This is a genomic window from Bradyrhizobium sp. LVM 105 (genome assembly GCF_003957705.1).
Taxonomy (GTDB): Bacteria; Pseudomonadota; Alphaproteobacteria; order Rhizobiales; family Xanthobacteraceae; genus Bradyrhizobium; species Bradyrhizobium frederickii.
Genome location: NZ_QZMV01000017.1, coordinates 85,412 through 108,387, shown reverse-complemented (window position 1 = coordinate 108,387; position 22,976 = coordinate 85,412). Strand labels below are relative to the sequence as shown.

Genomic DNA, 22,976 nt, shown 5'->3' with positions numbered 1-22,976 from the left:
AGTATTGAAAAGCGCGATAGCTGGTAGTCGCGGTCCCGTCTGGCGGATGCTGCATGTGTCGGTTATCACCTCTGCAATCCCGTCGCGACAAGGTCGACGACCCCATTGAGGAGCAGCTGATGCGTCTACCCGTTCTTTTCCTGGCCCTGGCAAGTCTTGCGGGCGCAGCGTCCGCCGAAGATCTCTCGGGCACGCTCCAGAAGATCAAGGAGACCAGGAAGATCACGCTGGGCTATCAGGAGGCCTCGGTCCCGTTCAGCTATCTGGACGGCAACCAGAAGCCGGTCGGCTTTGCCATGGACATCTGCCTCAAGATCGTCGATGCCGTGAAGAAGCAGCTGGGCATGCCCGACATCGCCGTCGACACGCTCGCCGTGACCTCGTCGAACCGGATCCCGTTGATGGTCAACGGCACGCTCGATCTGCACTGCTCGGCGACCACGAACAACGCCGATCGCCAGAAGCAGGTCGCCTTCACCAACACGCACTTCCTCAGCGCGACGCGGTTCGCGGCCAAGAAGGCCGCGAAGATCAACACCATCGACGATCTCAAGGGCAAGGCGGTCACGGCCGTGGCCGGCTCGGTCAACCTGACGCAGCTCGCCAAGGTCAATACCGAGCGCAATCTCGGCCTCAACGTGATGCCAGCGAAGGACCAGGCCGAGGCCTTCCTGTTGCTGGAAACCGACCGCGCACAGGCCTACGCACTCGATGACGTGCAGCTGGCAGTTGCGATCGCGCGCTCCAAGGAGCCGCAGCTCTACATGATCAGCGAGGAGGCGTTTTCGAAGCCGGAGCCTTACGGCATCATGCTGCGACGGGAGGACGCGCCGTTCAAGGCGCTGGCCGATCGTGCCACCGCAGAGCTCTACGCAAGCCCGGAGATCGAGGTGCTCTACAAGAAGTGGCTGCAATCGCCGACGCCGCCGAACGGCCTCAACTACAACGTCCCGATGTCGTCCGCCTTGCGCAACGCTTTCAAGAAGCCGAGCTCGAGCGCCGATCCGGATGTGTATGTGGACTAAAGCGAACGCTGAGGCGCGCGTTCAGCGAGAAGACGGTGCTTCTTACTTCTCCCCTTGTGGGAGAAGGTGGCGCGAAGCGCCGGATGAGGGGTCTCTATCTGCGGAAACAGACCCCTCACCGGAGTGAATGTGTTTCAACCAGCGGAGATGCCCTCTCCCATAAGGGGAGAGGGCACAGTAATGCGCAGCGAGATCGAAACGCAAAAGTTCTAAGCGTTCGAATATTTCTTCAGCTCGAGCCGCGCGATCTGGTTCCTGTGCACCTCGTCAGGTCCGTCGGCGAGACGCAGCAGCCGCGCGGTGGCGTAGGCCTGGGTCAAGCCGAAATCGTTCGAGGTGCCGCCGCCGCCATGGGCCTGGATCGCCCAGTCGATGATCTGGCAGGCCATGTTGGGCACGGCGACCTTGATCATCGCGATTTCGGCCTTCGCCACCTTGTTGCCGACCGTGTCCATGGCAGAGGCGGCGTTGAGCGTCAGCAGCCGGGCCTGCTCGATCATGATGCGGGCTTCCGCGATGCGCTCCTGCGTCACGGTCTGCTCGGAGACCGGCTTGCCAAAGGCGACGCGGCTGCGGACGCGGCGGCACATCTTCTCCAGGGTGCGCTCGGCGAGGCCAATCAGCCGCATGCAGTGGTGGATGCGGCCGGGACCGAGGCGGCCCTGCGCGATCTCGAAGCCGCGACCCTCGCCGAGCAGCATGTTCTCCCGGGGCACCCGCACATTGGTGAAGACGACCTCGGAGGCCCGATCGGGCACGCCGTAGAAGCCGAACACGGGCAGGGGGCGCTTCACCTCGATGCCGGGCGTGTCCATCGGCACCAGAATCATGGACTGCTGCTTGTGCCGGTCCGGATTGTCCGGATCGGTCTTGCCCATGAAGATGCAGATCTTGCAGCGGGGATCGGTTGCGTTGGTCGTGTACCATTTGCGCCCGTTGATGACGTAATGGTCGCCGTCGCGGACGATCGAGCTTTCGATGTTGGTCGCGTCCGATGATGCGACAGCAGGTTCGGTCATGGCGAAGCAGGAGCGGATCTCGCCCGCGAGTAACGGCTTCAGCCAGCGCTCCTTGTCCTTCTCGGTGCCATAGCGCTCCAGCACCTCCATGTTGCCGGTGTCGGGCGCCGAGCAGTTGAACACCTCGGGCGCAAGATGCGAGCGGCCCATCACCTCGCAGAGCGGGGCATAGTCGAGATTGGTGAGGCCCGCGCCATGGCTGGATTCCGGCAGGAACAGATTCCAGAGGCCCTCTGCGCGCGCCAGCGGCTTCAACTCCTCGACGACCGGATAGACCTTCCACGGCCCGAGTTCCTCGGCCTCGCGATAGAAGCGCTCCTCGTTCGGATAGATGTGCCGGTCCATGAAACTCTCGAGCTTGCGCTTGAGCTCGACGACTTTGGGCGACATCGGGTAGAGCATCTTTCGTTTCCCTTGATCGGTGGACGGCATTCTTTCGCGCGCGCCGGCCTATGCGACGCGATATTCCTTGAATTTCTCGCGCAGCGCCGACTTCAGCACCTTTCCGGTCCCCGTCATCGGAAACTCGTCGAGGAATTCGACCGCGTCCGGCATCCACCAGCTCGCGATCTTCGGGCGCATATGGTCGAGCAGCGTCTTGCCGTCGACGGTCGCGCCTTTCTTGCGGACAACGAGCAGCAGGGGGCGCTCCTGCCATTTGTCATGATGGATCGCGACCACCGCAGCCTGCAGCACATCGGGATGCGACAGCGCGACGTCCTCGAGCTGGATCGAGGAGATCCATTCGCCGCCGGATTTGATCACGTCCTTGGAGCGGTCGGTCAGCGTGACGTGGCCTTGGTGGTCGATCACCGCCATGTCGCCGGTGATCAGCCAGCCGTCGCGGTCGAGACCTTCGTCCAGCTTCATATAGCCGGAGGCGACCCAGGGGCCGCGGGCGCGCAGATGACCGACGGTCTTGCCGTCGCGCGGCAGCTCGTTTCCGGCGTCGTCGACGATACGAAGAGAGGTGCCGAAACAGGCGCGGCCCGACACCTGGCGGCGGTCGAATTTCTCCTTCTCGCTGAGGTGCTCCGAGCCGGGCCGCAGACCCGGCATCGAGCAGCCCAGGGCCTCGGTCATGCCCCAGGCCTGGATATAGTCGATGCCGTACTCGCGCTTCAGCTTCTCGACCATCGCGCGCGGCGGGGCCGAGCCCGACGACAACGTCGCGCGCAGGGTGGAGAACCTGTTGCCGGTGCGACCGAGCCAATCGAGCAGGATCAGCCAGAAGCTCGGCACGCCGGCCGACAGCGTCACCTTCTCGCCTTCGAGCAGCTCGTAGAGCTTGTCGGGCTCGTAATTGCGGCCGGGTAGCACCAGCTTCGAGCCGGTATAGGGCGCGGTGAACGGCATATTCCAGCCGTTGCCGTGGAACAGCGGCGCCATCGGCATCATCACTTCGCGCACGCCTTCGACATGACCCGGCAGGAAATCGAAATTGCAGCAGGTCATGGTCTGCAGGATGGCGGCGCGGTGCGAATAGATCACGCCCTTGGGATTACCGGTCGTGCCCGAGGTGTAACAGATGGTCGAAGCGGACTTCTCGTCGAACTCCGGCCAGGTGAAGCCTGCGTCGTTCTCCGTCTCCAGAAGCTCCTCGTAGCAATGCACGCTTGCGAGCTTCGTCTCGGGCATCCGCTCGCGCGAGGACATCACGACGTAAGCCTCGACCGTCTTGAGCTGCGGCGCGATCGCTTCGACGATCGGCAGCGTGGCGCGGTCGATGAACAGCAGGCGGTCTTCGGCGTGGTTGATGATGTAGACGAGCTGCTCGGGAAACAGCCGCGGGTTGACGGTGTGCAACACGTAGCCCATGCCCGGTGCGGCGTAGAACATCTCGAAATGCCGATGGGTGTTCCAGGCCAGCGTGCCAGCGCGGTCGCCTTGCGTCATGCCGAGCCGCTTCAACGCCAGCGCCATGCGCTTGATGCGCGGGTGGGCATCCGCATAGGTGTAGCGATGAATGTCGCCCTCGATTTCGCGTGCGACGACCTCGGCCTCGCCGTGATAGTCGGCGGCATACTGGATCAAGCCGCTGATCAGAAGCGGCATGTCCATCATCAATCCCTGCATGGTCTCCTCCGGAAGCCACGTCGTTGCGTGGCGCACGCTTGTGATTTGCGCGCGAGGTTAGCGGAACGTCGCGCGGCGTTCACGCAAAAAAGTTGGACGTGATTGCATGCCTCACTTCTTCGGGGCTAACGTGAGGCGAGCTGCCGACGAAGCAGCACCCTGAGTGGAGGACATGCATGTCAGCGGAAAGACACAAGACCGGTGCAGCCGGCGAACCTACCGTCGACATCGCGGCCCTTCGTGCGCGCTATCGCGAGGAGCGCGATCGCCGTTTGCGTGCCGAAGGCAAGGCTCAATATGTCGAGGTGGTCGGGGCCTCAGTCGCTACCTCGACGACCCCTGGGCCGATCCCGGCTTTGCGCGCGCACCTGTCCGTGAAGAGACCGAGGTGCTTGTCGTCGGCGGCGGCTTCGGCGGGCTTCTATGTGGCGCGCGCTTGCGCGAGGCCGGCATCGATGATTTCCGCATCGTGGAAAAGGCGGCCGATTTCGGCGGCACCTGGTACTGGAATCGTTATCCTGGAGCCGCCTGCGATACCGAGAGCTACATCTACCTGCCGCTGCTGGAAGAGACCGGCTACATGCCGGTGCGCAAATACGCCCGGGCGCCGGAGATCTACGAGCATTCCCGCCGCATCGGCCGTCATTTCGGTCTCTACGAGCGCGCGCTGTTTCAGACCGTCATCTCCCGCATGGTGTGGCAGGAGGAGGAGGCGCGTTGGCTGGTCGAGACCGATCGGGGCGACCAGGTCCGCGCACGCTTCGTCATTCTCGCCGGAGGCCCGCTCAGCCGGCCGAAGCTGCCCGGCATTCCCGGCATCGAGAGCTTCGAAGGCCACAGCTTTCATACCAGCCGTTGGGACTACGGCTACACCGGCGGCAACGCCGATGGTGGTCTGACCGGACTTGCCGACAAGCGCGTCGGCATCATCGGCACCGGTGCCACCGCCGTGCAATGCGTGCCACATCTCGGCCGTTCGGCGAAGGAGCTCTATGTGTTCCAGCGCACGCCGTCCGCGATCGGCGTGCGCGACGACCGGCCGACGGATCCGGGCTGGGCGGAGAGCCTGAAGGCGGGTTGGCAGCGCGAGCGCATGGACAATTTCACCGCCGTGATCTCAGGCGAGCCGTTCGAGCGGGATCTGGTGCAGGACGGCTGGACCGGTCTGCTCGGCGAGATCCTGCTCGCGCCGCGTCGGCAGCCGCAACCGGTCACCTCGATGGAAGAGGCGCTGAAGGTCATCGAGCAGGCCGACTACCGCAAGATGGAGGAGATCCGCGCCCGGGTCGACGCGGTCGTCAAGGACAAGGCGACGGCGGAGGCGCTCAAGCCCTGGTACAAGGCGTTCTGCAAGCGGCCATGCTTTCACGACGAATATCTCGACACTTTCAATCGTCCCAACGTTCATCTCGTCGACACCAAAGGGCGGGGCGTCGATCGCATCACCGAGAATGCGGTCATGGCTGGCGGCAAGGCCTATGAGCTCGACTGCCTGATCTACGCCAGCGGTTTCGAGGTCGGCACCGATTACGCCCGGCGCATGGGCTTTGAGGTCTATGGCCGCGGCGGCATGAGCCTGTCCAAACGCTGGCAGGGCGGCGTCAAGACGATGCATGGCTTCTACAGCCGCGGCTTCCCGAATTGCTTCCTGATCGTCACCGTGCAGGCCGGCCAGAGCGCCAACTTCCCGCACATCATCGACGAGCAGTCGCAGCACATCGCCTATGTCATCGACCAGACACGCAAGCGCGGCGCCAGAACGCTCGAGCCGACACTTGCCGCCGAGAATGCCTGGGTCGACGAGGTCGTCAAGGCCGCGATCGGCCGGCAGACCTATCTCGCCGAATGCACGCCCGGCTACTACAACAATGAAGGCGTGTTCGATCCGATCGCGGCAAGAAACAGCCAATATTGGCGCGGGCCGGTGGCGTTCCTGCGGCTGCTCGACAAATGGCGCAGGGAAGGCAATCTGGCGGGGCTGGAATTGACCTATGATCGCGCCATGGAGTCGGCGCCTTCGAGGGGGTAAGATTGCCGATCGGTACAGGACGGGAGATGCTGGGCATGATCAGGGGCAGGGCTGTTGCGGGAGCGTTTTTTGGCGCGATGGCGCTGTTTGGGTGCCTGGCGCCCGCCGCCGAGGCTGCCACTTGCGGCAACGGACCCGGCGGGTTCGAGGCCTGGAAGCGCGAGTTCAGCGCGGAGGCGCAAGGCAAGGGCATCGGCCAGACCGCGCTCGCGGCCCTGATGCAGGCCAACTACGCCAGTGCCACCATCGCGGCCGACCGCGGCCAGCGCAGCTTTTCACTGACGCTCGACCAGTTTCTCGCCAAGCGCGGCGCCACCACCATCGTCGCCAAGGGGCGGCAGCTTAAGCAGTCACAGGCTGCCTTGTTCGCCTCCATCCAGCAGCGCTATGGCGTCCCGCCCGGACCCTTGATCGCGATCTGGGGCATGGAGACCGGTTTCGGCAGCCAGCGCGGCAACCAGAACATGCTGTCGTCGATCGCAACCCTTGCCTATGACTGCCGCCGTCCCGAATTCTTCACCGACCAGCTCTACGCCGCGCTGAAGCTGATCGACCGCGGCACGCTGTCGGGGGCGACCCGCGGCTCCATGCACGGGGAGGTCGGTCAGACCCAGTTCATGCCCAAAAGCATCCTGGCCTACGGCACCGGCAATCTCGAGGTGGCCGCCAACGCGCTGAATTCGACGGCGAATTTCCTGAAGGCTCATGGCTGGCGCGCGGGAGCCGGGTACCAGCCGGGCGAGCCGAATTTCGCCGCTATCGAGGCCTGGAATGCCGCCGGCGTCTATCAAAAGGCGATCGCTTTGATGGGCCGGCAGATCGACGAGGGCGGAGCGGCGGCCGCCTCGCGCTGACCAGTTCAGCAAGGCGTGATGCGCCGGCACGAGAAAATTGTTGCCAACAGGAACCGACGGCACGACGTTTGCTTTGATCAGCTTCAGGGGTGGGCATGAGGAGACTCAACATGGCAACCCAGATCGTGATGGACCAGACGGGCGATACGCGCCACGAGTTTGATCCTGGCAATGCCGAAGCGCTGGCGCGAGCCGAACGGCGCTTTCGGGAGCTGACCGGGGCCGGCTTCACCGCCGCCCTGCGAACCGGACCTGGCGAGGTCACCCGCATCAAATCGTTCGATCCGACCGCGCAGGAAACGCTGTTCTATCCCCGCCTGGTCGGCGGTTGATCTGAGCTGCACATGATCGCGGCAGTTTGGCTCCGCGCGCCGGCGCGTGCGCGTTTGCATGCGCTGCGTGAACTCTATCGGCGGTTCTTCGGCGAGAACACGCCGGATGCTCGTGGCCGCCGGCTTCTGGCTGAATGGCTGTCGCCGGCGCAGCGCGCGCAGTTCGAAGAGCACCGGTATTTCGACGTCGTCGGCTGTGATACCGGAAGGACATACCGCATCCACTACGGCACCGCCGCCAATGTCCACGAGATCGACGAGGCCGGGCATGCGACGATGGGCTGGTGCTTCGTCCCGTCAGGCTTTCTCGTCCCGGGCGACGTGATGCTGGCGCAGAAGATCGCGCTCGAAACGGACGAGAGGGGAGCGTTGGCGCTCGCCAACCGCTTTCCAGCGGCAACGCACTCGGAGCATTTCTACCGGCGACCGTTCTGAAGCATGATCCGGAAAAGTGCGCAGCGGTTTTCCGAAGTGATCATGCTTAACAACAACCTAAAGCGCGATGACGATTCATCTTAATTGCATCGCGCTTTAGTGCCGGAAGAGCGAACCGATCAGGAGTGCGTGGTGCGGTAGGCATCCACCGCATGCGCTGCGAAAACGCCGACGCTGCAAAGGGCAAGAAGGGCGGAGATCAGCTCGATCATAGCTCGTCCTCCCGTGGCGGCTGGGCGACGAGGTTCTGACAGCAGGAATATTCGTAGATCAGGTCAAGAAGGAATTGCATGGTGGCCGTCCCTGTACTTGTTTTGACAACCACTTAACCGGCGATCTGTTTCAGGGGTGTTTCGTCGCGTCGGGAATGGGGTTTCGCGGGGAACCCGGAAGGCGGGTTTGTGCGCTGCGGCCGCACCAAATCCCGGGGCCGGATCAGGATGAAGGCACGTCTTCCGGCCGGCACGGACCCTTGCGGCTCTCCCGCGGAGATGGTCATCTCGCTCGGGATGCGCGCTGGAGGCTGACATGAACCGATTCCTTCTCGCCGTTTTGCTGGCCGCAGGCGTCCTGGGGGCAGGGCCGGCGCTGGCACAAAAATCCAGGGTCGGTGACTGGACCATCGAAAAGCGGACGCAGGATACGCACTGCAATGCAAGCCGGGGCTACAAGGACAAGGACGACGAGAACCGCGACTACGTCATCGTGATCACCTATTCCGAGAAGACGATCGTGATCGTGATGATCTACGACGGCTGGGAGTGGGAGACGGTCGGCGAGATCCTTCGGGCCGATATCGGCACTGACGATGCGGACATCATGAAGAAGGCGAAGTGGGAGGTCATGGACAGGACCACCGTGCGCGGCATCTTCGAATACGACCAGTCGATGATGGACCGCCTGTCGAAGGCCAAGCGCCTCACGCTCGACTTCGAAGACGATGACGACGACAGCATCGAGATGCAGATACCGCGCGCCGGCGAAGCGCTGGCCGCGTTGAAGTTCTGCGAGGAGAACCGGAAATAGCTTGCCGATGCCGGCGAGGTCTTCGTCGACCTCGCCATCGGCCTGCCGGCGTTGTTCGGCGGCTCCGCGCTCGGCGTGATCGCGTTCCCCCGCGTCAACGAGACGGTCTTTCGCAAGACCGTGCTCGTTGTTGCGGCTCGCGGGAATCGCCCAGGTTTGGAGCGGAATGGCTTTAGGTTGAACCGATTGCAGCAGGGTCGTTCACCTCTCCCGCTTGCGGGAGAGGTCGGCGCGTCCGGGCGATGCGAAGCATCGTCCCGCGCGCCGGGAGAGGGCTTTCTCCTCTTGGGGATTGTCCCATTGGGGAGACACCCTCTCCCCAGCCCTCTCCCGCAAGCGGGAGAGGGAGTGCAGCTCCCTCATCGCGGCACCCAGGCCTCATCCCATCATGCTTTAGTGGCTCACAGGCTGGGCCGGCGCCGCGCTGATGTCGCTGCCGTGATGCGTCAGCGGCTTCATGCCGGTGACGGTCCGCAGCAGCACATAGAACACCGGCGTCAGGAACAGGCCGAACACGGTGACGCCGATCATGCCGGAGAACACGGCGACGCCCATGGCGCGCCGCATCTCCGAGCCTGCGCCGGTCGAGAGCACCAGCGGCAGCACGCCCATGATGAACGCCATCGACGTCATCAGGATCGGACGAAGCCGCAAGCGGCTCGCCTCGATCGCGGCCCGGATCGGCGTGCGGCCTGCGAATTCGAGCTCCCGCGCGAATTCGACGATCAGGATCGCGTTCTTGGCGGAGAGGCCGACCAGCACGATCAAGCCGATCTGGGTGAAGACGTTGTTGTCGCCCTTGGAGATCCAGACGCCGAACATCGCTGCCAGGAGGCCCATCGGCACGATCATGATGATCGAGAGCGGCAGGGTCAGGCTCTCATAGAGCGCGGCCAGCACCAGGAACACCAACAGGATCGCCAGCGGGAACACCCAGATGCCGGAATTGCCGGCGATGAACTCCTGATAGGTCAGGTCGGTCCATTCGAAGGCAAAGCCGGGCGGCAGCACCTCGGCCGCGATCCGCGTCGCCGCCTCCTGGGCCTGGCCTGAGGAGAAGCCGGGCGCGGCCGCCGCGTTGATGTCGGATGACAGGAATCCGTTGTAGCGGATCGCGCGCTCCGGCCCCGCGCTCTGGCGGATCTTGAGCAGCGCCGACAACGGCACCATGTCGCCCGAGGACGAGCGCACCTTCAACTGCCTGATGTCGTCGGCACGCGCGCGGAACGGCGCGTCGGCCTGCACGCGGACGGAATAGGTGCGGCCGAACTTGTTGAAGTCGTTGACGTAGTAGGAGCCGAGGTAGATCTGGAGCGTGTTGAAGACCTCGGTGACGGGCACGCCAAGCTGCAGCGCCTTGGTGCGGTCGATGTCGGCGAACAGCTGGGGCACGTTGACCTGGAAGCTCGAGAACACGCCGGCGATCTCGGGCGCCTTCTGCATCGCCGCCATGAACGCTTTGGTCGCCTCGTTCAGCGCGTCATAGCCGAGACCGGCGCGGTCCTCGATCTGCAGCTTGAAGCCGCCGATGGTGCCGAGACCGTTGACCGGCGGCGGCGGGAACATGGCGATGAAGGCTTCCTGGATGCCGGCATATTTCTTGTTCAGCTCGGCCGCAATGGCATTCCCGCTCAGCGAGGGATCCTTGCGCTCGTCGAATGGCTTCAGCGTCGAGAACACGATGCCGGCATTGGACGAGTTGGTGAAGCCGGAGATCGACAGGCCGGGGAAGGCCACCGAGCTTTCGACACCGGGCTGGGTCAGCGCGATGTCGCTCATCTTGCGGATCACCTCTTCGGTGCGGTCGAGGGTCGCGCCGTCGGGCAGGCGGGCGAAGCCGACCAGGTACTGCTTGTCCTGACCGGGCACGAAGCCGCTCGGCACCTGCTGGAACAACAGGGCGGTGAGGCCGACCAGCAGCACATACAGGCCCATCACGGCAGCCTTGCCCGAGATCACCTTGGTGACGGAGGCGCCGTAGTTCTCCGAGGAGCGTGTGAAGGCCTTGTTGAAGCCACGGAAGAACCAGCCGAGGCTCTTTTCCATGATCCGCGTCAGCCGGTCCTTCGGCTCGTTGTGCCCCTTGAGCAGCAGCGCCGACAGCGCCGGCGACAGCGTCAGGGAGTTGACGGCGGAGATCACCGTCGAGATCGCGATCGTCAGCGCGAATTGCTTGTAGAACTGCCCGGTGAGGCCGGAGATGAAGGCGAGCGGCACGAACACCGCGATCAGCACCATCGCGATGGCGATGATGGGCCCCGACACCTCGCGCATCGCCTGATAGGTGGCATCGCGCGGCGACAGCCCGGCCTCGATGTTGCGCTCGACGTTCTCGACCACGACGATGGCGTCGTCGACGACGATGCCGATCGCGAGCACGAGGCCGAACAGGCTGAGCGCGTTGATGGAGAACCCGAACACGTGCATCACGGCAAAGGTGCCGACGATCGACACCGGCACCGCCAGCAGCGGGATGATCGAGGCGCGCCAGGTCTGCAGGAACAGGATCACGACCAGCACCACCAGCGCGATCGCTTCCAGCAGCGTATGGATCACCGCCTCGATCGAGGAGCGTACGAACTGGGTGGGGTCGTAGACGATCTGATAGGACACGCCCTCCGGCATGTTCTTCTTGATCTCGGCCATGGTCGCGCGGACGTTGTCGGAGATCTGCAGCGCGTTGGAGCCGGGTGCCTGGAAGATCGGGATCGCCACCGCCTGCTTGTTGTCCAGTAGCGAGCGCAGGCCGTATTCGGAGGCGCCGAGCTCGATGCGCGCGAGGTCGCGCAGGCGCACGATTTCGCCGCGCGTGCCGGTCTTGACCACGATGTCGCCGAACTGCTCCTCGTTGGCGAGCCGGCCTTCTGCGTTGACGGACAGTTGCAGGTCGATGCCCTTGACGTTCGGGGAGGAGCCGACCACGCCGGCGGCGGCCTCGACATTCTGCGCCTGGATCGCGCGCACGATGTCGCTCGCGGTCAGGCCGTGCTCGGCGGCCTTCTGCGGATCGACCCAGACTCGCATCGAATAGTCGCCGGCACCATAGAGCTGCACGTCGCCCACGCCGTCGATCCGCGCCAGCCGGTCCTTGACGTTGAGCACCGCGTAATTGCGCAAATACGTCATGTCGTAGCGGCCGTTCGGCGACAACAGATGCACGACCATCGTGAGGTCGGGCGAGGACTTCTTGGTGATGATGCCGAGCTGGCGGACCACGGCGGGCAGGCGCGGCTCGGCCTGCTGCACGCGGTTCTGCACCAGCTGCGTCGCCTTGTCGGGGTCGGTCCCGAGCCGGAACGTCACCGTCAGCGTCATCGCGCCGTCGGTGGTCGCCTGGCTCGACATATACAGCATGTTCTCGACGCCGTTGATCTGCTCCTCGATCGGCGTTGCCACCGTTTCCGCAATCACCTTGGGATTGGCGCCGGGATAGGTCGCGCGCACGACGACGGAGGGCGGCACGACATCGGGGTATTCCGAGATCGGCATCGCGAACAGCGAGATCAGGCCGGCAAGGAAGATCAGGACCGACAGCACGCCGGCGAAAATCGGACGATCGATGAAGAACTTTGAGAGATTCATGGCCTTGCCCCTGGGCAATATCTTGGTCGTCTCCACACAGCTCCGTCGTCATTCCGGGGCGCGCGAAGCGCGAACCCGGAATCTGGAGGTGAAGCGATCGGAGTCTCGTAACTGCTGGATCCCGGGTTCGCGCTACGCGCGCCCCGGGATGACGTTAGCGTTGCACCACGTCCTGATTGCTGTGATTGGAGGCCTGCTGCCCACGCGCACCCATTGCCGCCACCTCCGTCTTGAGCAGCGCACCCGGTCGCACGCGCTGCAGGCCGTTGACGACGATGCGGTCGCCGGGCTTCAGGCCCTCGGTCACGACGCGCAACCCATCCACGGCGCCGCCGAGCGTGACCGGCCGGTACACCGCCCGGCTGTCGTCGCCGACCGCCATCACGAACTTCTTGTCCTGGTCGGTGCCGATCGCGCGCTCGTCGATCATCACCAGCGACTGCTGCTTCGGCTGCCCCATGCGCACGCGGGCGAACTGGCCGGGAATGAGACGGCCATCCTCGTTCCGGAACACCGCCCGGACCCGGATGGTGCCGCTCTGGCCGTTGACCTGGTTGTCGATGAGCTGGATGTGGCCCTTCGCCGAGAGGCCGCCGGAAGTCGTCATCTCCACGGGGATCTGGTCGAGCTTGCCGCGCTGGCCGGAGGCATCCGCGATCGAGTTCAGCGCGCGCAGCACGACCTCTTCATCCGCATCGAACGAGGCGTAGATCGGATTGACCGAGACCAGCGAGGTCAGCACCGGGGAGGCGGTGCCGGCGGCGACGAGATTGCCGACGGTGACCTCGATCTTGCCGACGCGGCCGTCCACGGGCGCGCGCACCTCGGTGTAGTCGAGATTGAGCCTTGCGGTCTGGAGCGTCGCCTCGGCCGCCTTCACGTTGGCGATCGCTTCGCGGTTGGCGTTCTCGCGCTGGTCGAAATCGCGCCGCGTTACCACGGCGTTGCCGACCAGCTGCGCGCCGCGTTCGACCTCGCTGTTGGTGAACACCACGCGTGCTTTTGCCGCCTCGAGCTGGGCATTGGCCTTGTCGACCTCGGCCGCGTAGGGCGCCGGGTCGATCTTGAACAGGACGTCGCCGGCCTTCACCAGCGCGCCTTCGGTGAAGTTGGCGGAGAGGATCGCGCCCGCAACGCGCGGGCGTAGCTCGACGCGGTGGATGGCTTCGAGCCGGCCGGAGAAATCGTCCCACAGCACGGTCTGCTTCGGTTCGATCAGCGCGACGGTGACGGAGACGGCCTGTTCAGCTGCCGCGGCCGTTGCCGTCGCCTGGGCGGCGTGGAAATAGTGGCCGGTCGCGATCGAGCCTGCGAGGGCGAGGGCGCCCACGACGGCGACGCCGCCGAGAAGACGGCGAAAACGGCCGGCGGAAGACGTTTCTTGGGAGGGGTGCATTTGCGCGCTCCAGATATGTAGTGTTCACTACAGATGTGGAGCTGGATACCGCAGCGCAAGATACTTATGTACCAATCACTAAGAAAAAAATGTACGTCGATACCGCGACAATTGGAAGACACAAGAAAAGAAAGCCAGAACAAATAGATAGGGCTGGCGTTAGGCTGATACGGTCCGCCAATTCCGAGGAGACAGGCACATGCGCATGGGACGCCCCCGCGAATTCGACGCCGAAACGGCGTTGGATCAGGCGATGGAAGTGTTTTGGCGCCATGGCTATGAGGGCGCCACCATCGCCCAGCTCACCGAGGCCATGGGCATCAATCCTCCGAGTCTCTATGCCTGCTTCGGCAACAAGGAAGGCCTGCTGAAGGCTGCGCTCGATCGCTACACCAAATTGCGCGGCGCCTGGATGGACGAGGTGGTCGCGGCACCGACCGCCCGCGCCGTCGCCGAGCGGATGCTAATGGGCATCGCCGACAAGCAGACCGACCCTGCCAATCCGCCCGGTTGCCTGCTTGTGCAAGGCGGCATCGCCTGCGGCACCGGCTCCGAGAACGTCCCCTTCGAGCTCGCCGCCCGCCGCGGCCAGAACGAGGAGCAACTCCGCGACCGCTTCGTTCGCGCCAAGGCCGAAGGTGATCTCAAGGAAAGCGCCGATCCCGCCGCGCTTGCGCGTTATGTCTCCGCGGTGTCCGTCGGCATGGGCGTGATGGCGTCTTCAGGCGCGGACCGCGAAGCGCTGCGGCAGGTCGCGAGCGTCGCGGTGCAGGCGGTGGAAGCGCAATCGGCCGACAGAACCTGATTCACCTCGGCAGCGACGGTGGCGGCACGAAGCCGTCGAACTCGCGCTCGATCAACCCGGCCAGCGCAATCGTCGTGCGATCTTCCAGGTACGGCCCGATGATCTGGACGCCGACCGGCAGGCCGGCAGACGTAAGCTCGATCGGAAGGGCGGTCGCAGGCAGCCTGCAGGTCGAGGGCGGGATCGGCCCAGATGAAGCACGCGTCGGCGTAAGGGGGAGCGTTCCGTCGATGTCGAGTTGCCGCGCGTCGAATAGTTCGGACTGGTCATGCGGAAAGGCCGGTACGGCGGCGACCGGATAGATCACGGCGTCAAACTCGCGGAAGAACTGCTGCCAGCGTAGCTGCAATTGCAGGCGCGCGGCATCGGTCGCCAGCCACTCGCGATGGAGCATGCCCCAGCCGCGCGCGAGTTCGGCCTGCAGGCTGTGGTCGTCGGGCGCGAGCGCTGCCGCAATGCCTTGCGCCTCGGCGAGGCGGCCGGTGTCAGGCGCGGACTTCGCGCTGCATTCAACAGCTTCATGTAGAGCCGCGCGGAGTCGGCGAGGTCAGTCAGTGACGTGCTCGCGCGCGCGACCCGTGCGCCCGTTCGTTCGAGCCGCTCGGCCAATCGCCGAACGCACATCATCACCCGTCGGCATCGGCGGATGCGTGTCGATCACGAGGATTCTGAAATCCTTGAGCTCGTTGTGTCGCGGCGGCAATACGGTCGGCTTCGATGCAGACAGCGCCATGGGAATCGTACCGTTCCCATCCATCGTGGCGATGCGGCCAACCAGAACCTGTCAAACGCCGTGAACTGCTGCAATGAAATTTCCCACCTAAACTCTCCCCAGATATTGAATTCGAAATTTCCTAGTCGTTTTCATCCTGCTTCGATGGGGGGACGGTGTCGTGCCCATCACTCGCCAACGCCCGGTAACGTTGGAGTAGCGTCTGAAATTCGTCCCAAACGTCAGTTTTTGCTTTGACCTTCATGATGAGCAGAGTCGCGATTGTCATCGAGATGCCGAGCTCTGTCATCGTGACTTTAAAATCGTCGTCATCGAGCTCCGGATGGATGGTCAATGTCGCTAAGCCAATGTTGGGGTGCTCGATATAGTGCCGGTTCAGGGCGGTGACACTCACGTGAGCCGCATCCCCGCATATATCGCGATAGCTGCGATAAAGCCGATCGAAGTCGCTGCCCTCCAGGAGCGTACCGAGTTGGATTGCCTTTGCACCCTGGAGGCCTCGAGCGACAAACTCCTCAAGCTGCTGCCTGACGTCGTCGGTGCCGCTGAACGTCTTCGCGTTGAGGTGGAGAGCGGCGCGTGATTGCTTGCTCTTGAAGTCGTCATCCTTCATTCGCGCGACGAAATCGGGGTTTCGGTCGAGAGCGATGAGATACATCGTGGCCTCGATGACGCTGCGGGAATGGATGCGAAAATCAAGCTGTCTGTCGTTTTCGAGCAGGAGCAGGGCACCTTCGAATAGCGTCAGCGCTCGGGCGTACAGCGCCATTTTGAGCGCTATCAGCTCCCGTTCCTCGTCTGAGGCGACGTCGACTGGATCTTCTGAAATGAAGCGTCTGGCAGCGTCGACGTAGTCATTCATCCAGGCAAGCCATTGCGATGAGCGCGATTGCTGTTCGGTCACGGAAAGCAGCTCCGGAAAAGATGATACGGCTGGGGTTATTCGCGGGAGCCCGATGCCATCGGCAGGCATATAGGCAAGGCAAAGAGTGTTGGGGTCTTGTTTTCTTGCCGCCGAATTTGGTTTTCACGTCGATGTCCCGATTTTCATTGAGGTATTTCATGGTAAATGAATGTCATGAGGAGTGATTTGCAAGAAATACTTTCAGTATTCGCGACTGCGGTGCGTGCACTTCTGCAGGATGAGGATCTTGCTTATGCCGATCCTGCCGAGCGCGCGCTTGTCGCTCGAACTCGGGATCTCCTCCATGGGGAGTATGCCGGCTGGTCGATCGATCTGGAATGGAATCGACGCGAGGATGTGATCAAACGCCTTCGCTATGGCCTGACCGATGATGAGTTAATTGGGAAGGACGCTATCGTCCCCGACCTGATTGTGCATCGGGTCGGGAAGCGTGAAAATTTGCTCGTCGTCGAGGTCAAGAAGTCGACAAATAAGGACTTTGAAGGGGACATCTGGAAGCTCCAGGGAATGACGGAACAAGCTGGACCTTACGGGTATCTGGTTGGGCTTCATGTGGTGATCGATGTAAAGGCGGGGATCGCAGCCCGTTGCGACGTCTATGTCGACGCAGCATTGGACGAAGAGTTGACGGAGTGGATGCGCGCTGAGCTGGGGAGAGCAGATTGACCGCAGATCCCGTTGAGATCGTGAAACTGCTCGCCCGATTTACCGGCCCGGATCTGACGCAGACATTGTCGCGCATCGAACGCGCGGTGCGAGGCGTGTCGGCAGAAGATTGCACGGGCTTCCTTGCAAATGCTGGGGCTGGACGTGATGTGCTCGCGGCGGCGGCCGGCATGAAGCGGCTTGCCGGCCAGATCAATGTCACAATCCATGCGCTCGGCATCCTCATGTGCCTGCCACATATTCTCGAGCCGGACGAGCGCGTTGAAGCTGTGTCGCTCGGTGCGGGAAATACGGGCCGCGATTTCGACTTGGAGACGAATGTTCGCGTTGCCGAGTTCAAATTCATCCGGTGGAGAGGCGGGGCTGAGACGATCCGCCAGAATTCGGTTTTCAAGGACTATCTGCTGCTTGCGGAGCATCCGACGGAGAAGCGTAAGCACCTCTATTTGCTCGGAACGGAGCATGCGATCAGGTTCTTGCGAGGTGGTCGGGCCATGTCGAGTGTATTGAGCAGAAATGCAAAGCTGCAGACGATGTTTGCGGATCGGTTCGGAGAGCGCTTCCGAACGGTCGGCGATTATTACGCGGCCCATGCCAACGCGGTTCAGATAGATGATGTGTCGCCCTGGCTTTCGGAATTGGCCGAGGAGTTGATCGCAGAGCCGGATATGGAAGGGAGCGATTGAAGAGCAGGGCAGATGAGCGAATGCTTTGGCGAACCTGAAAACACTGAAGGTCTGGGATGGGGAAAACTCTTTACATCATCGGAAACGGCTTCGATCTCTACCACGGAATTCCGTCATCCTATAAGGCGTTCGGAGAGTATGTGCGGCGGTCGGATGCCAAGACTTACGAGGTGGTCGACAAATACTTTGCAATGGATGCGCAATTTTGGGCCGAGTTCGAGGACCGGTTGGCCTCCTTCGACAGCGATTCACTGATTGAGGACGCATCCAACTTTCTGGTTGGATATGGGGCCGACGATTGGAGCGATGCATACCACCACGATTACCAGTACGAGATTCAACAGGCGGTCGAGGCAATCTCGACGACGCTGCGGTTGCGGTTCGCCGAATGGATACGCCAGCTTCCTGTTCCATTCGCCTTTGAATTCAGCGGACAGCGCGTTCCGGTTGATCCTTCAGCGATCTTCTTGAACTTCAATTATACGCCGTCGCTACAACGCCTGTACGGTGTTCCCGACAGCAATGTGTTGCATATCCACGGAGCGGCCGCGAACCCAACGGAAACGTTGGTGCTGGGCCATGGATGGCAACCCGATCCAAATCCGGATCCCTACCGTTTCGAGCGAGACCCGGAGGATGCGGATATGCGTGTCGTCGAAGGGCAGGGAATTGTCGACGACTACTTCAGGGACACGTTCAAGCCTACCGCTAAAGTCATCGAGAAAAACGCGGTCTTCTTTGCCGGGCTGTCGGATGTCGATCGGATTGTTGTCATGGGACATTCGGTGTCGGAGGTCGATCATCCGTACTTCGAGGAGGTGATCGCGAGGATCGACGTCAATCGTGTTCGCTGGAAAGTCAGCTACTACGGGGATCTTGATGGGCTGCGCCAGCGCACGGGGTCGCTCGGCGTGCCAAGTCATCTGATTGAGTATGCTTTGCTGAATGAGTTTTGAGCCATTTGAAGCGGTCCGAGAGATCGGAGAGGAATAAGTTTGGCGATGACTGAGCTGCCCGTTGCAGGCAGCCCGGTCGCCGCGCGTGTGCGCTTCGATGGCGGCTGGCTGTAGGACCCTGCCCTGCTCGACCGCCTGGTCGCGAGGGCACCCGGATCGAACCGCCGATATCCGAGCCGATCGAGAGTGGCCCAAAGCCGGCGGCGAATGCAGCTCCGCATCCGCCCGAGGAGCCGCCGGGCGAGCGGCCGAGGTCCCAAGGATTGTTCGTCGTCCCGTGGAAATCCCGCAGCCCGATCAGGATGTTGGTCTTACCGATGATGACGGCGCCCGCCGCCTTCAACCGCGAGACAATGACGGCGTCCTCCGGCGGCTGAAAATCCCTGAAATGGGGAAAGCCCCATGTCGTCGGCAGGCCGGCGACGTTGAACGGCTTCTTCAAGGTCACGGGAATGCCGAGCAACGGCAGCCGCTCGCCGCGGTCGAGCGCCGCATCCGCGCCACGCGCCGCATCTATCGCATCTCGTCGTGATGCCCGGGCTTGGGCTTGTTCCGGGCATCCACGTTCTCATTGCTGCACGACAAGGCGTGGGTGGCCGGGACGCGCCCGCGCATGACGCTGTGGAGACCATCGGAGCTCCGGCCTCGGATAGGAACGACTGCGATTAGCCGAGGTCCGGTTCAGGACGCCTCCTTGAGGACCGGCGCGGCCGTTTCCTCCGCCTTGAGCTCTTCGAGGCTGCGATGTCGAGGCTCGATGCCGAGTACCCAGACCGTGACGATCTGCACCACGAGCAAGCCGATCATCAGGGCCATGACGCCCGCAACGCCGCGCGACTCGAACAGCGACACGACCAGGAACGGCGTGACGATCGTGGCGCCGCGCCCCATCGTATTGACGATGCCTGACGCACGCAGCCGGACCTCGGTCGGAAACAGCTCTGGAATGTAGATGCCGAACAGGAGCGCGACCAGGACGTAGATCGGCACCGTCAGCGCGAAGCCTACGGCCGGCAGCAGGATCGGATCCGAGATCATGGGATAGAGCATGCCCAGCGCCACCGAGATCAGCGACGCGCCGATGATCGTTGGCTTGCGGCCCCAGCGGTCGGCGGTCAATGCGCCGATGGCCGCGCCGATTGGCGCGCCGAGCGCCATCAGCAGCGAATAGCCGAACGATGTCGCGACCGACAGGCCCTGCTTGACGAAGAACACGGGCAACCAGGTCACGAAGCCATAGAGCAGGGTGTTGATCGTGATCAGGCAGATGGCGCCGACGATCATCCGCGACAGCAAGGGCGCAGTGAACAACGTGCCGAGATCGGGCGCGACCGGAGCGGGTGTCGTGGGCGCTGGAGCAGGCAGGGGCTGTCCTTGCGCCGCCTCCTTCTCGATCGCCTGCATCAACGCTTCCGCCTCGGCGGTGCGTCCCACGGCTTCGAGCCAGCGCGGGGATTCCGGCAGCGACTTGCGCATGTACCAGACGACGAGCGCGCCGATGCCGCCGAGCACGAACATCGAGCGCCAGCCGAATTGCGGAACGAGCACGGATGCGATCAAAAGTGCCGCTGGCAAGCCCGTCACGACGCATACGGCGGTGAGGCCGAGCCATTTGCCGCGGGTGCGGGCGGGCACGAACTCCGTCATCGTCGAATAGCCGACGACGTTCTCCGCGCCGAGCCCGACGCCCATCACGAAGCGGCAGGCGATCAGGAAGTCCATGTTCGGCGCGAATGCCGCGGCAAGGGAAGCGATGCCGAAAAGGAGCAAATTGAACTGATAGGTGAAGCGGCGCCCATGGCGGTCGCCGAGGAAGCCGGTGCCGAACGATCCCAGCATCATGCCGACGAACGTCGCGGAGATGAAGGCCGCGTTCTGAGCGAGCGTCGAAAAGCCTGATTTCAGCGTGACGCTGAGCACCGTCCCGGCAATGTAGATGTCGAAACCGTCGAAGAACATTCCGATGCCGATCAGCAGCATGATGCGGCGGTGGAATGGACCGATCGGAAGCCGATCGAGACGGCTGCCTGCGTTCACCGATGTCGACATTGACGCTCTCCCTTGACTGTCATTCTGGTTGATGCGGCCCGCCTTCTATGGGCGGTCGGCCGGGTGCAGTCCTGCTAGTTCAGCCGCTTCTGATTGGCCGTGTCGCGATACCAGTCGAACGGCTGCTCGTGCGTCGCGACCATCACGCTCTTGGTGTTGAAGTGGTCGTCGAAGCTTTCGGTGCCGCATTCCCGGCCGATGCCGGAATCGTCGACGCCGCCCCAGGGCGAGGCTGGATCGAGCCGGTGATGATCGTTGATCCAGACGATGCCGGCCTTGACCGCGGCGGCGACACGGTGAGCACGGGCGACGTCGCGGGTGCGGATGGCTGCGGCGAGGCCAAACGGCGAGTCGTTGGCGAGCCGAAGCGCATCGGCCTCGTCCTTGAACGGCGTCACCGAGGTGAAGGGACCGAACACTTCCTCCTGGAAGATGCGCATGTCGGATTTGACGTCGGCGAACACCGTCGGCTCGACGAAATAGCCGTTGTCGTGGCCCGGTACCTTCGCGGCGACACCGCCGGTGAGGAGACGCGCACCGTCGGCGTGACCATAGCCCGCATAGGCGAGAACGCGGTCGCGCTGCTTGGCCGAGATCACGGGGCCCATTTGGGTGCTGGGATCGAAGGGATCGCCGACGCGGATCGTGCGGGTCTTGGCCTGCAGCTTCTCGACGAACTCGTCGTAGATCGAGGCCTGGACGAGATGGCGCGAGGCGCAGACGCAGGTCTGCCCGGCGCCGATGAAGGCGCCGAAGGCGGCATAGTTGACGGCGCTGTCGACGTCGAAATCGTCGAACACCATCACGGGGGTCTTGCCGCCAAGCTCCATGGTCTGATGCGCAAACACTTTTGCGGCTGCGCTGCCGGCGATGCGGCCCGCCTCGGTGCCGCCGGTCAGGACCAGCTTGTTGATGTCGCCATGCTCGGCCAGCATCTTGCCGGCGCTCGGGCCGAGGCCCAGCACGATATTGAAGACGCCGGGCGGCAGGCCCGCATCCGTGAAGATCTGCGCCAGCTTCAGGGTCGTCAGCGGCGTGTATTCGGACGGCTTGACCACGGTCACGCATCCGGTCGCCAGCACAACGGCGAGCGACTTGCACAGGATCATCAGGGGGTGATTGAACGGCGTGCAATTGGCGATGATGCCGATGGGGGTGCGGAGCGTGTAGTTCAGATAGGCGCCTTCGACGGGGATCACGGAATCGCGGCGCGACAGCGCGAGGCCCGCGAAGTAGCGGAAGAAATCGGGCAGTCGGGAGAGCTGGGCGCGGGTCTCGTTGATTGGGCGGCCATTGTTGAGGGTTTCCAGCCGATGCAGGCTGTCGAGATTGGCTTCGAAGGCATCGGCCAGCCTGTTGACCAGCCTGGCACGCGCGCGCGTGTCCATGCCGCCCCAGGCCTTGCCTTCGAAGGCTGCACGCGCGCTCTTCATTGCGCGGTCGATGTCTTCGGCGGTCGAATTGGGAATGCGGGCGATCACGTCGCCGGTGGCGGGATTGCGGACGTCCAGCATCGCGCCGCCTCCGGCCTCGACTTCACGCCCATCGATGAAGTTGCCGTGGGTTTCGACGTCGATCGACGCGGGTTTGGATGGCACGTTCATGATGACCTCTCTTCGACGATGACGGCGTTGCGCTTGAGGGCCGGCAGCACACGTTTTTCGGTGGCCCCGATGTGGGCCTTGATGATGCGCGCCGCGGTTCGCGTTTCGCGGCTCTGCATGGCGTCGATCAGGGCGACGTGCTCGGCGACGAGCTTGGCCGGGTCGTGCCCTTTCAGGTTGGAGACGCTGACGCGAACCAGCCGGTCAGCCTGGCCGATCAGGTCGCACAGCGCGGTCGCCATGCGGCGATTGCCGGAGGCATGAGCCAGCGCGGTGTGAAAGCCGCGGTTGTAGGTGATGAACTCTTCGTGGCTGCCCGAGAAGCGGCGAAATTCGTCGAGCGACTTCAAGACGCTGTCCGGAGCGCTCTCGATCGCCTCGGTGACGCAGGCCGGCTCCAGCGCGAGGCGGAAGCGCAGGAGGTCGCGGGCGTCCGAGAGCGAGATCGGCGTGACCCGATAGCCCTGACGGGGCTGGACCGTGACGAGGTGCTCGCGCTGGAGCCGCAAAAGCGCGTCCCGGACCGGTTGCCGGCTCACCGAATAGCGTTCCGCCAGATCCTGCTCTCGCATTTCATCGCCCGGCGCAAAGCGACATGCTAAAATATCAGCTCGAAGAAGGTCGTAGATATTCTCGCGCAAAAGCATGGAAATTGGTGTCTCCTGTTGGCTAATATCCTACTCGTGATATTTCACGTCAAGTGCCGAATGCTTGAATTCCCTGTCAATTGATTTATCAATCGGAGCTTCCAGGGCACGCGAGAGAGCGTGATCCGATC

General features: G+C 63.2%; 20 protein-coding genes and 2 pseudogenes. 11 read left to right on the top strand and 11 right to left on the bottom strand.

What is annotated here, in order from left to right; genetic code table 11:
* Positions 1–119 precede the first annotated feature (119 nt).
* Positions 120–1,025 (top strand): amino acid ABC transporter substrate-binding protein, encoded by a 906-nt coding sequence (locus D6B98_RS32995; RefSeq protein WP_126261188.1) that lies wholly within the window; start codon positions 120–122, stop codon positions 1,023–1,025.
* 209 nt (positions 1,026–1,234) lie between these two features.
* Here D6B98_RS32995 and D6B98_RS32990 read toward each other — a convergent pair whose 3' ends face one another.
* Positions 1,235–2,446, bottom strand: coding sequence for an acyl-CoA dehydrogenase family protein (locus tag D6B98_RS32990; RefSeq protein WP_126261187.1), 1,212 nt, complete (start codon positions 2,444–2,446; stop codon positions 1,235–1,237).
* Between the two features lie 48 nt (positions 2,447–2,494).
* Positions 2,495–4,120, bottom strand: coding sequence for a long-chain fatty acid--CoA ligase (locus D6B98_RS32985; RefSeq protein ID WP_126261186.1), 1,626 nt, complete (start codon positions 4,118–4,120; stop codon positions 2,495–2,497).
* Positions 4,121–4,296: 176 nt separating this feature from the next.
* Here D6B98_RS32985 and D6B98_RS32980 point away from each other — a divergent pair.
* From D6B98_RS32980 to D6B98_RS32960, 5 genes and pseudogenes are all read left to right on the top strand, one after another.
* Positions 4,297–6,149, top strand: a pseudogene (locus D6B98_RS32980) (flavin-containing monooxygenase).
* 35 nt (positions 6,150–6,184) lie between these two features.
* The gene (locus tag D6B98_RS32975) at positions 6,185–7,003 is read left to right on the top strand and encodes a lytic murein transglycosylase (protein WP_126261185.1); all 819 of its coding nucleotides are present in this window, start codon (positions 6,185–6,187) and stop codon (positions 7,001–7,003) included.
* A gap of 110 nt (positions 7,004–7,113) precedes the next feature.
* Positions 7,114–7,335, top strand: coding sequence for a hypothetical protein (locus tag D6B98_RS32970; protein ID WP_028135731.1), 222 nt, complete (start codon positions 7,114–7,116; stop codon positions 7,333–7,335).
* A gap of 12 nt (positions 7,336–7,347) precedes the next feature.
* Positions 7,348–7,770, top strand: a complete 423-nt coding sequence (locus D6B98_RS32965) for a hypothetical protein (RefSeq protein WP_126261184.1) — start codon at positions 7,348–7,350, stop codon at positions 7,768–7,770.
* A gap of 528 nt (positions 7,771–8,298) precedes the next feature.
* Positions 8,299–8,796 (top strand): invasion associated locus B family protein, encoded by a 498-nt coding sequence (locus D6B98_RS32960; RefSeq protein WP_126261183.1) that lies wholly within the window; start codon positions 8,299–8,301, stop codon positions 8,794–8,796.
* Between the two features lie 393 nt (positions 8,797–9,189).
* On the opposite strand, the gene D6B98_RS32950 is transcribed toward D6B98_RS32960, so the two are convergent.
* Positions 9,190–12,378 carry an efflux RND transporter permease subunit gene (locus D6B98_RS32950; protein ID WP_126261182.1) on the bottom strand — a complete coding sequence of 1,063 codons (3,189 nt, stop codon included), beginning with the start codon at positions 12,376–12,378 and terminating at the stop codon, positions 9,190–9,192.
* A gap of 154 nt (positions 12,379–12,532) precedes the next feature.
* Positions 12,533–13,774, bottom strand: coding sequence for an efflux RND transporter periplasmic adaptor subunit (locus D6B98_RS32945; protein WP_126261181.1), 1,242 nt, complete (start codon positions 13,772–13,774; stop codon positions 12,533–12,535).
* A gap of 199 nt (positions 13,775–13,973) precedes the next feature.
* Here D6B98_RS32945 and D6B98_RS32940 point away from each other — a divergent pair, with 199 nt between their 5' ends.
* Positions 13,974–14,579, top strand: coding sequence for a TetR/AcrR family transcriptional regulator (locus D6B98_RS32940; RefSeq protein WP_126261180.1), 606 nt, complete (start codon positions 13,974–13,976; stop codon positions 14,577–14,579).
* A 1-nt stretch (position 14,580) separates the two neighbouring features.
* Here the strand turns inward: D6B98_RS32940 and D6B98_RS32935 are convergent, their stop codons facing one another.
* A complete protein-coding gene (locus tag D6B98_RS32935; protein ID WP_126261179.1) occupies positions 14,581–14,973 on the bottom strand; it encodes an amidase family protein in 393 nt (130 codons plus the stop codon).
* Here D6B98_RS32935 and D6B98_RS40225 point away from each other — a divergent pair.
* A complete protein-coding gene (locus tag D6B98_RS40225) occupies positions 14,965–15,105 on the top strand; it encodes a hypothetical protein (protein ID WP_164719029.1) in 141 nt (46 codons plus the stop codon). The two genes, D6B98_RS32935 and D6B98_RS40225, sit on opposite strands and share 9 nt — an antisense overlap.
* Before the next feature lie 21 nt (positions 15,106–15,126).
* Here D6B98_RS40225 and D6B98_RS32930 read toward each other — a convergent pair whose 3' ends face one another.
* A complete protein-coding gene (locus D6B98_RS32930; RefSeq protein WP_126261178.1) occupies positions 15,127–15,312 on the bottom strand; it encodes a hypothetical protein in 186 nt (61 codons plus the stop codon).
* 121 nt (positions 15,313–15,433) lie between these two features.
* On the bottom strand, positions 15,434–16,216 hold the full coding sequence (locus D6B98_RS32925) for a DUF5677 domain-containing protein (RefSeq protein ID WP_126261177.1): 783 nt from the start codon (positions 16,214–16,216) through the stop codon (positions 15,434–15,436).
* Positions 16,217–16,390: 174 nt separating this feature from the next.
* On the opposite strand from D6B98_RS32925, the gene D6B98_RS32920 reads away from it, so the two are divergent.
* From D6B98_RS32920 to D6B98_RS32910, 3 genes are read left to right on the top strand one after another with little or no spacing between them, the layout of a single operon-like run.
* Positions 16,391–16,903 (top strand): hypothetical protein, encoded by a 513-nt coding sequence (locus D6B98_RS32920; protein WP_245481510.1) that lies wholly within the window; start codon positions 16,391–16,393, stop codon positions 16,901–16,903.
* Positions 16,900–17,589: a hypothetical protein gene (locus D6B98_RS32915; protein WP_126261175.1), complete on the top strand. Its 690-nt coding sequence runs from the start codon at positions 16,900–16,902 to the stop codon at positions 17,587–17,589. The genes D6B98_RS32920 and D6B98_RS32915 overlap by 4 nt, the downstream gene beginning before the upstream one ends.
* A 56-nt stretch (positions 17,590–17,645) precedes the next feature.
* Positions 17,646–18,545, top strand: coding sequence for a bacteriophage abortive infection AbiH family protein (locus D6B98_RS32910; RefSeq protein WP_126261174.1), 900 nt, complete (start codon positions 17,646–17,648; stop codon positions 18,543–18,545).
* 109 nt (positions 18,546–18,654) lie between these two features.
* On the opposite strand, the pseudogene D6B98_RS32905 reads toward D6B98_RS32910, so the two are convergent.
* The 4 genes and pseudogenes from D6B98_RS32905 to D6B98_RS32890 all read right to left on the bottom strand — a co-directional run.
* Positions 18,655–19,065, bottom strand: a pseudogene (locus D6B98_RS32905) (amidase family protein); the annotation flags it as partial.
* Between the two features lie 161 nt (positions 19,066–19,226).
* Positions 19,227–20,594, bottom strand: coding sequence for an MFS transporter (locus D6B98_RS32900; RefSeq protein ID WP_126261173.1), 1,368 nt, complete (start codon positions 20,592–20,594; stop codon positions 19,227–19,229).
* Between the two features lie 74 nt (positions 20,595–20,668).
* A complete protein-coding gene (locus tag D6B98_RS32895; protein WP_126261172.1) occupies positions 20,669–22,198 on the bottom strand; it encodes an aldehyde dehydrogenase in 1,530 nt (509 codons plus the stop codon).
* Complete coding sequence (locus tag D6B98_RS32890; protein WP_126261171.1) at positions 22,195–22,845, bottom strand: GntR family transcriptional regulator; 651 nt, start codon at positions 22,843–22,845, stop codon at positions 22,195–22,197. The genes D6B98_RS32895 and D6B98_RS32890 overlap by 4 nt, the downstream gene beginning before the upstream one ends.
* Positions 22,846–22,976: the final 131 nt, after the last annotated feature.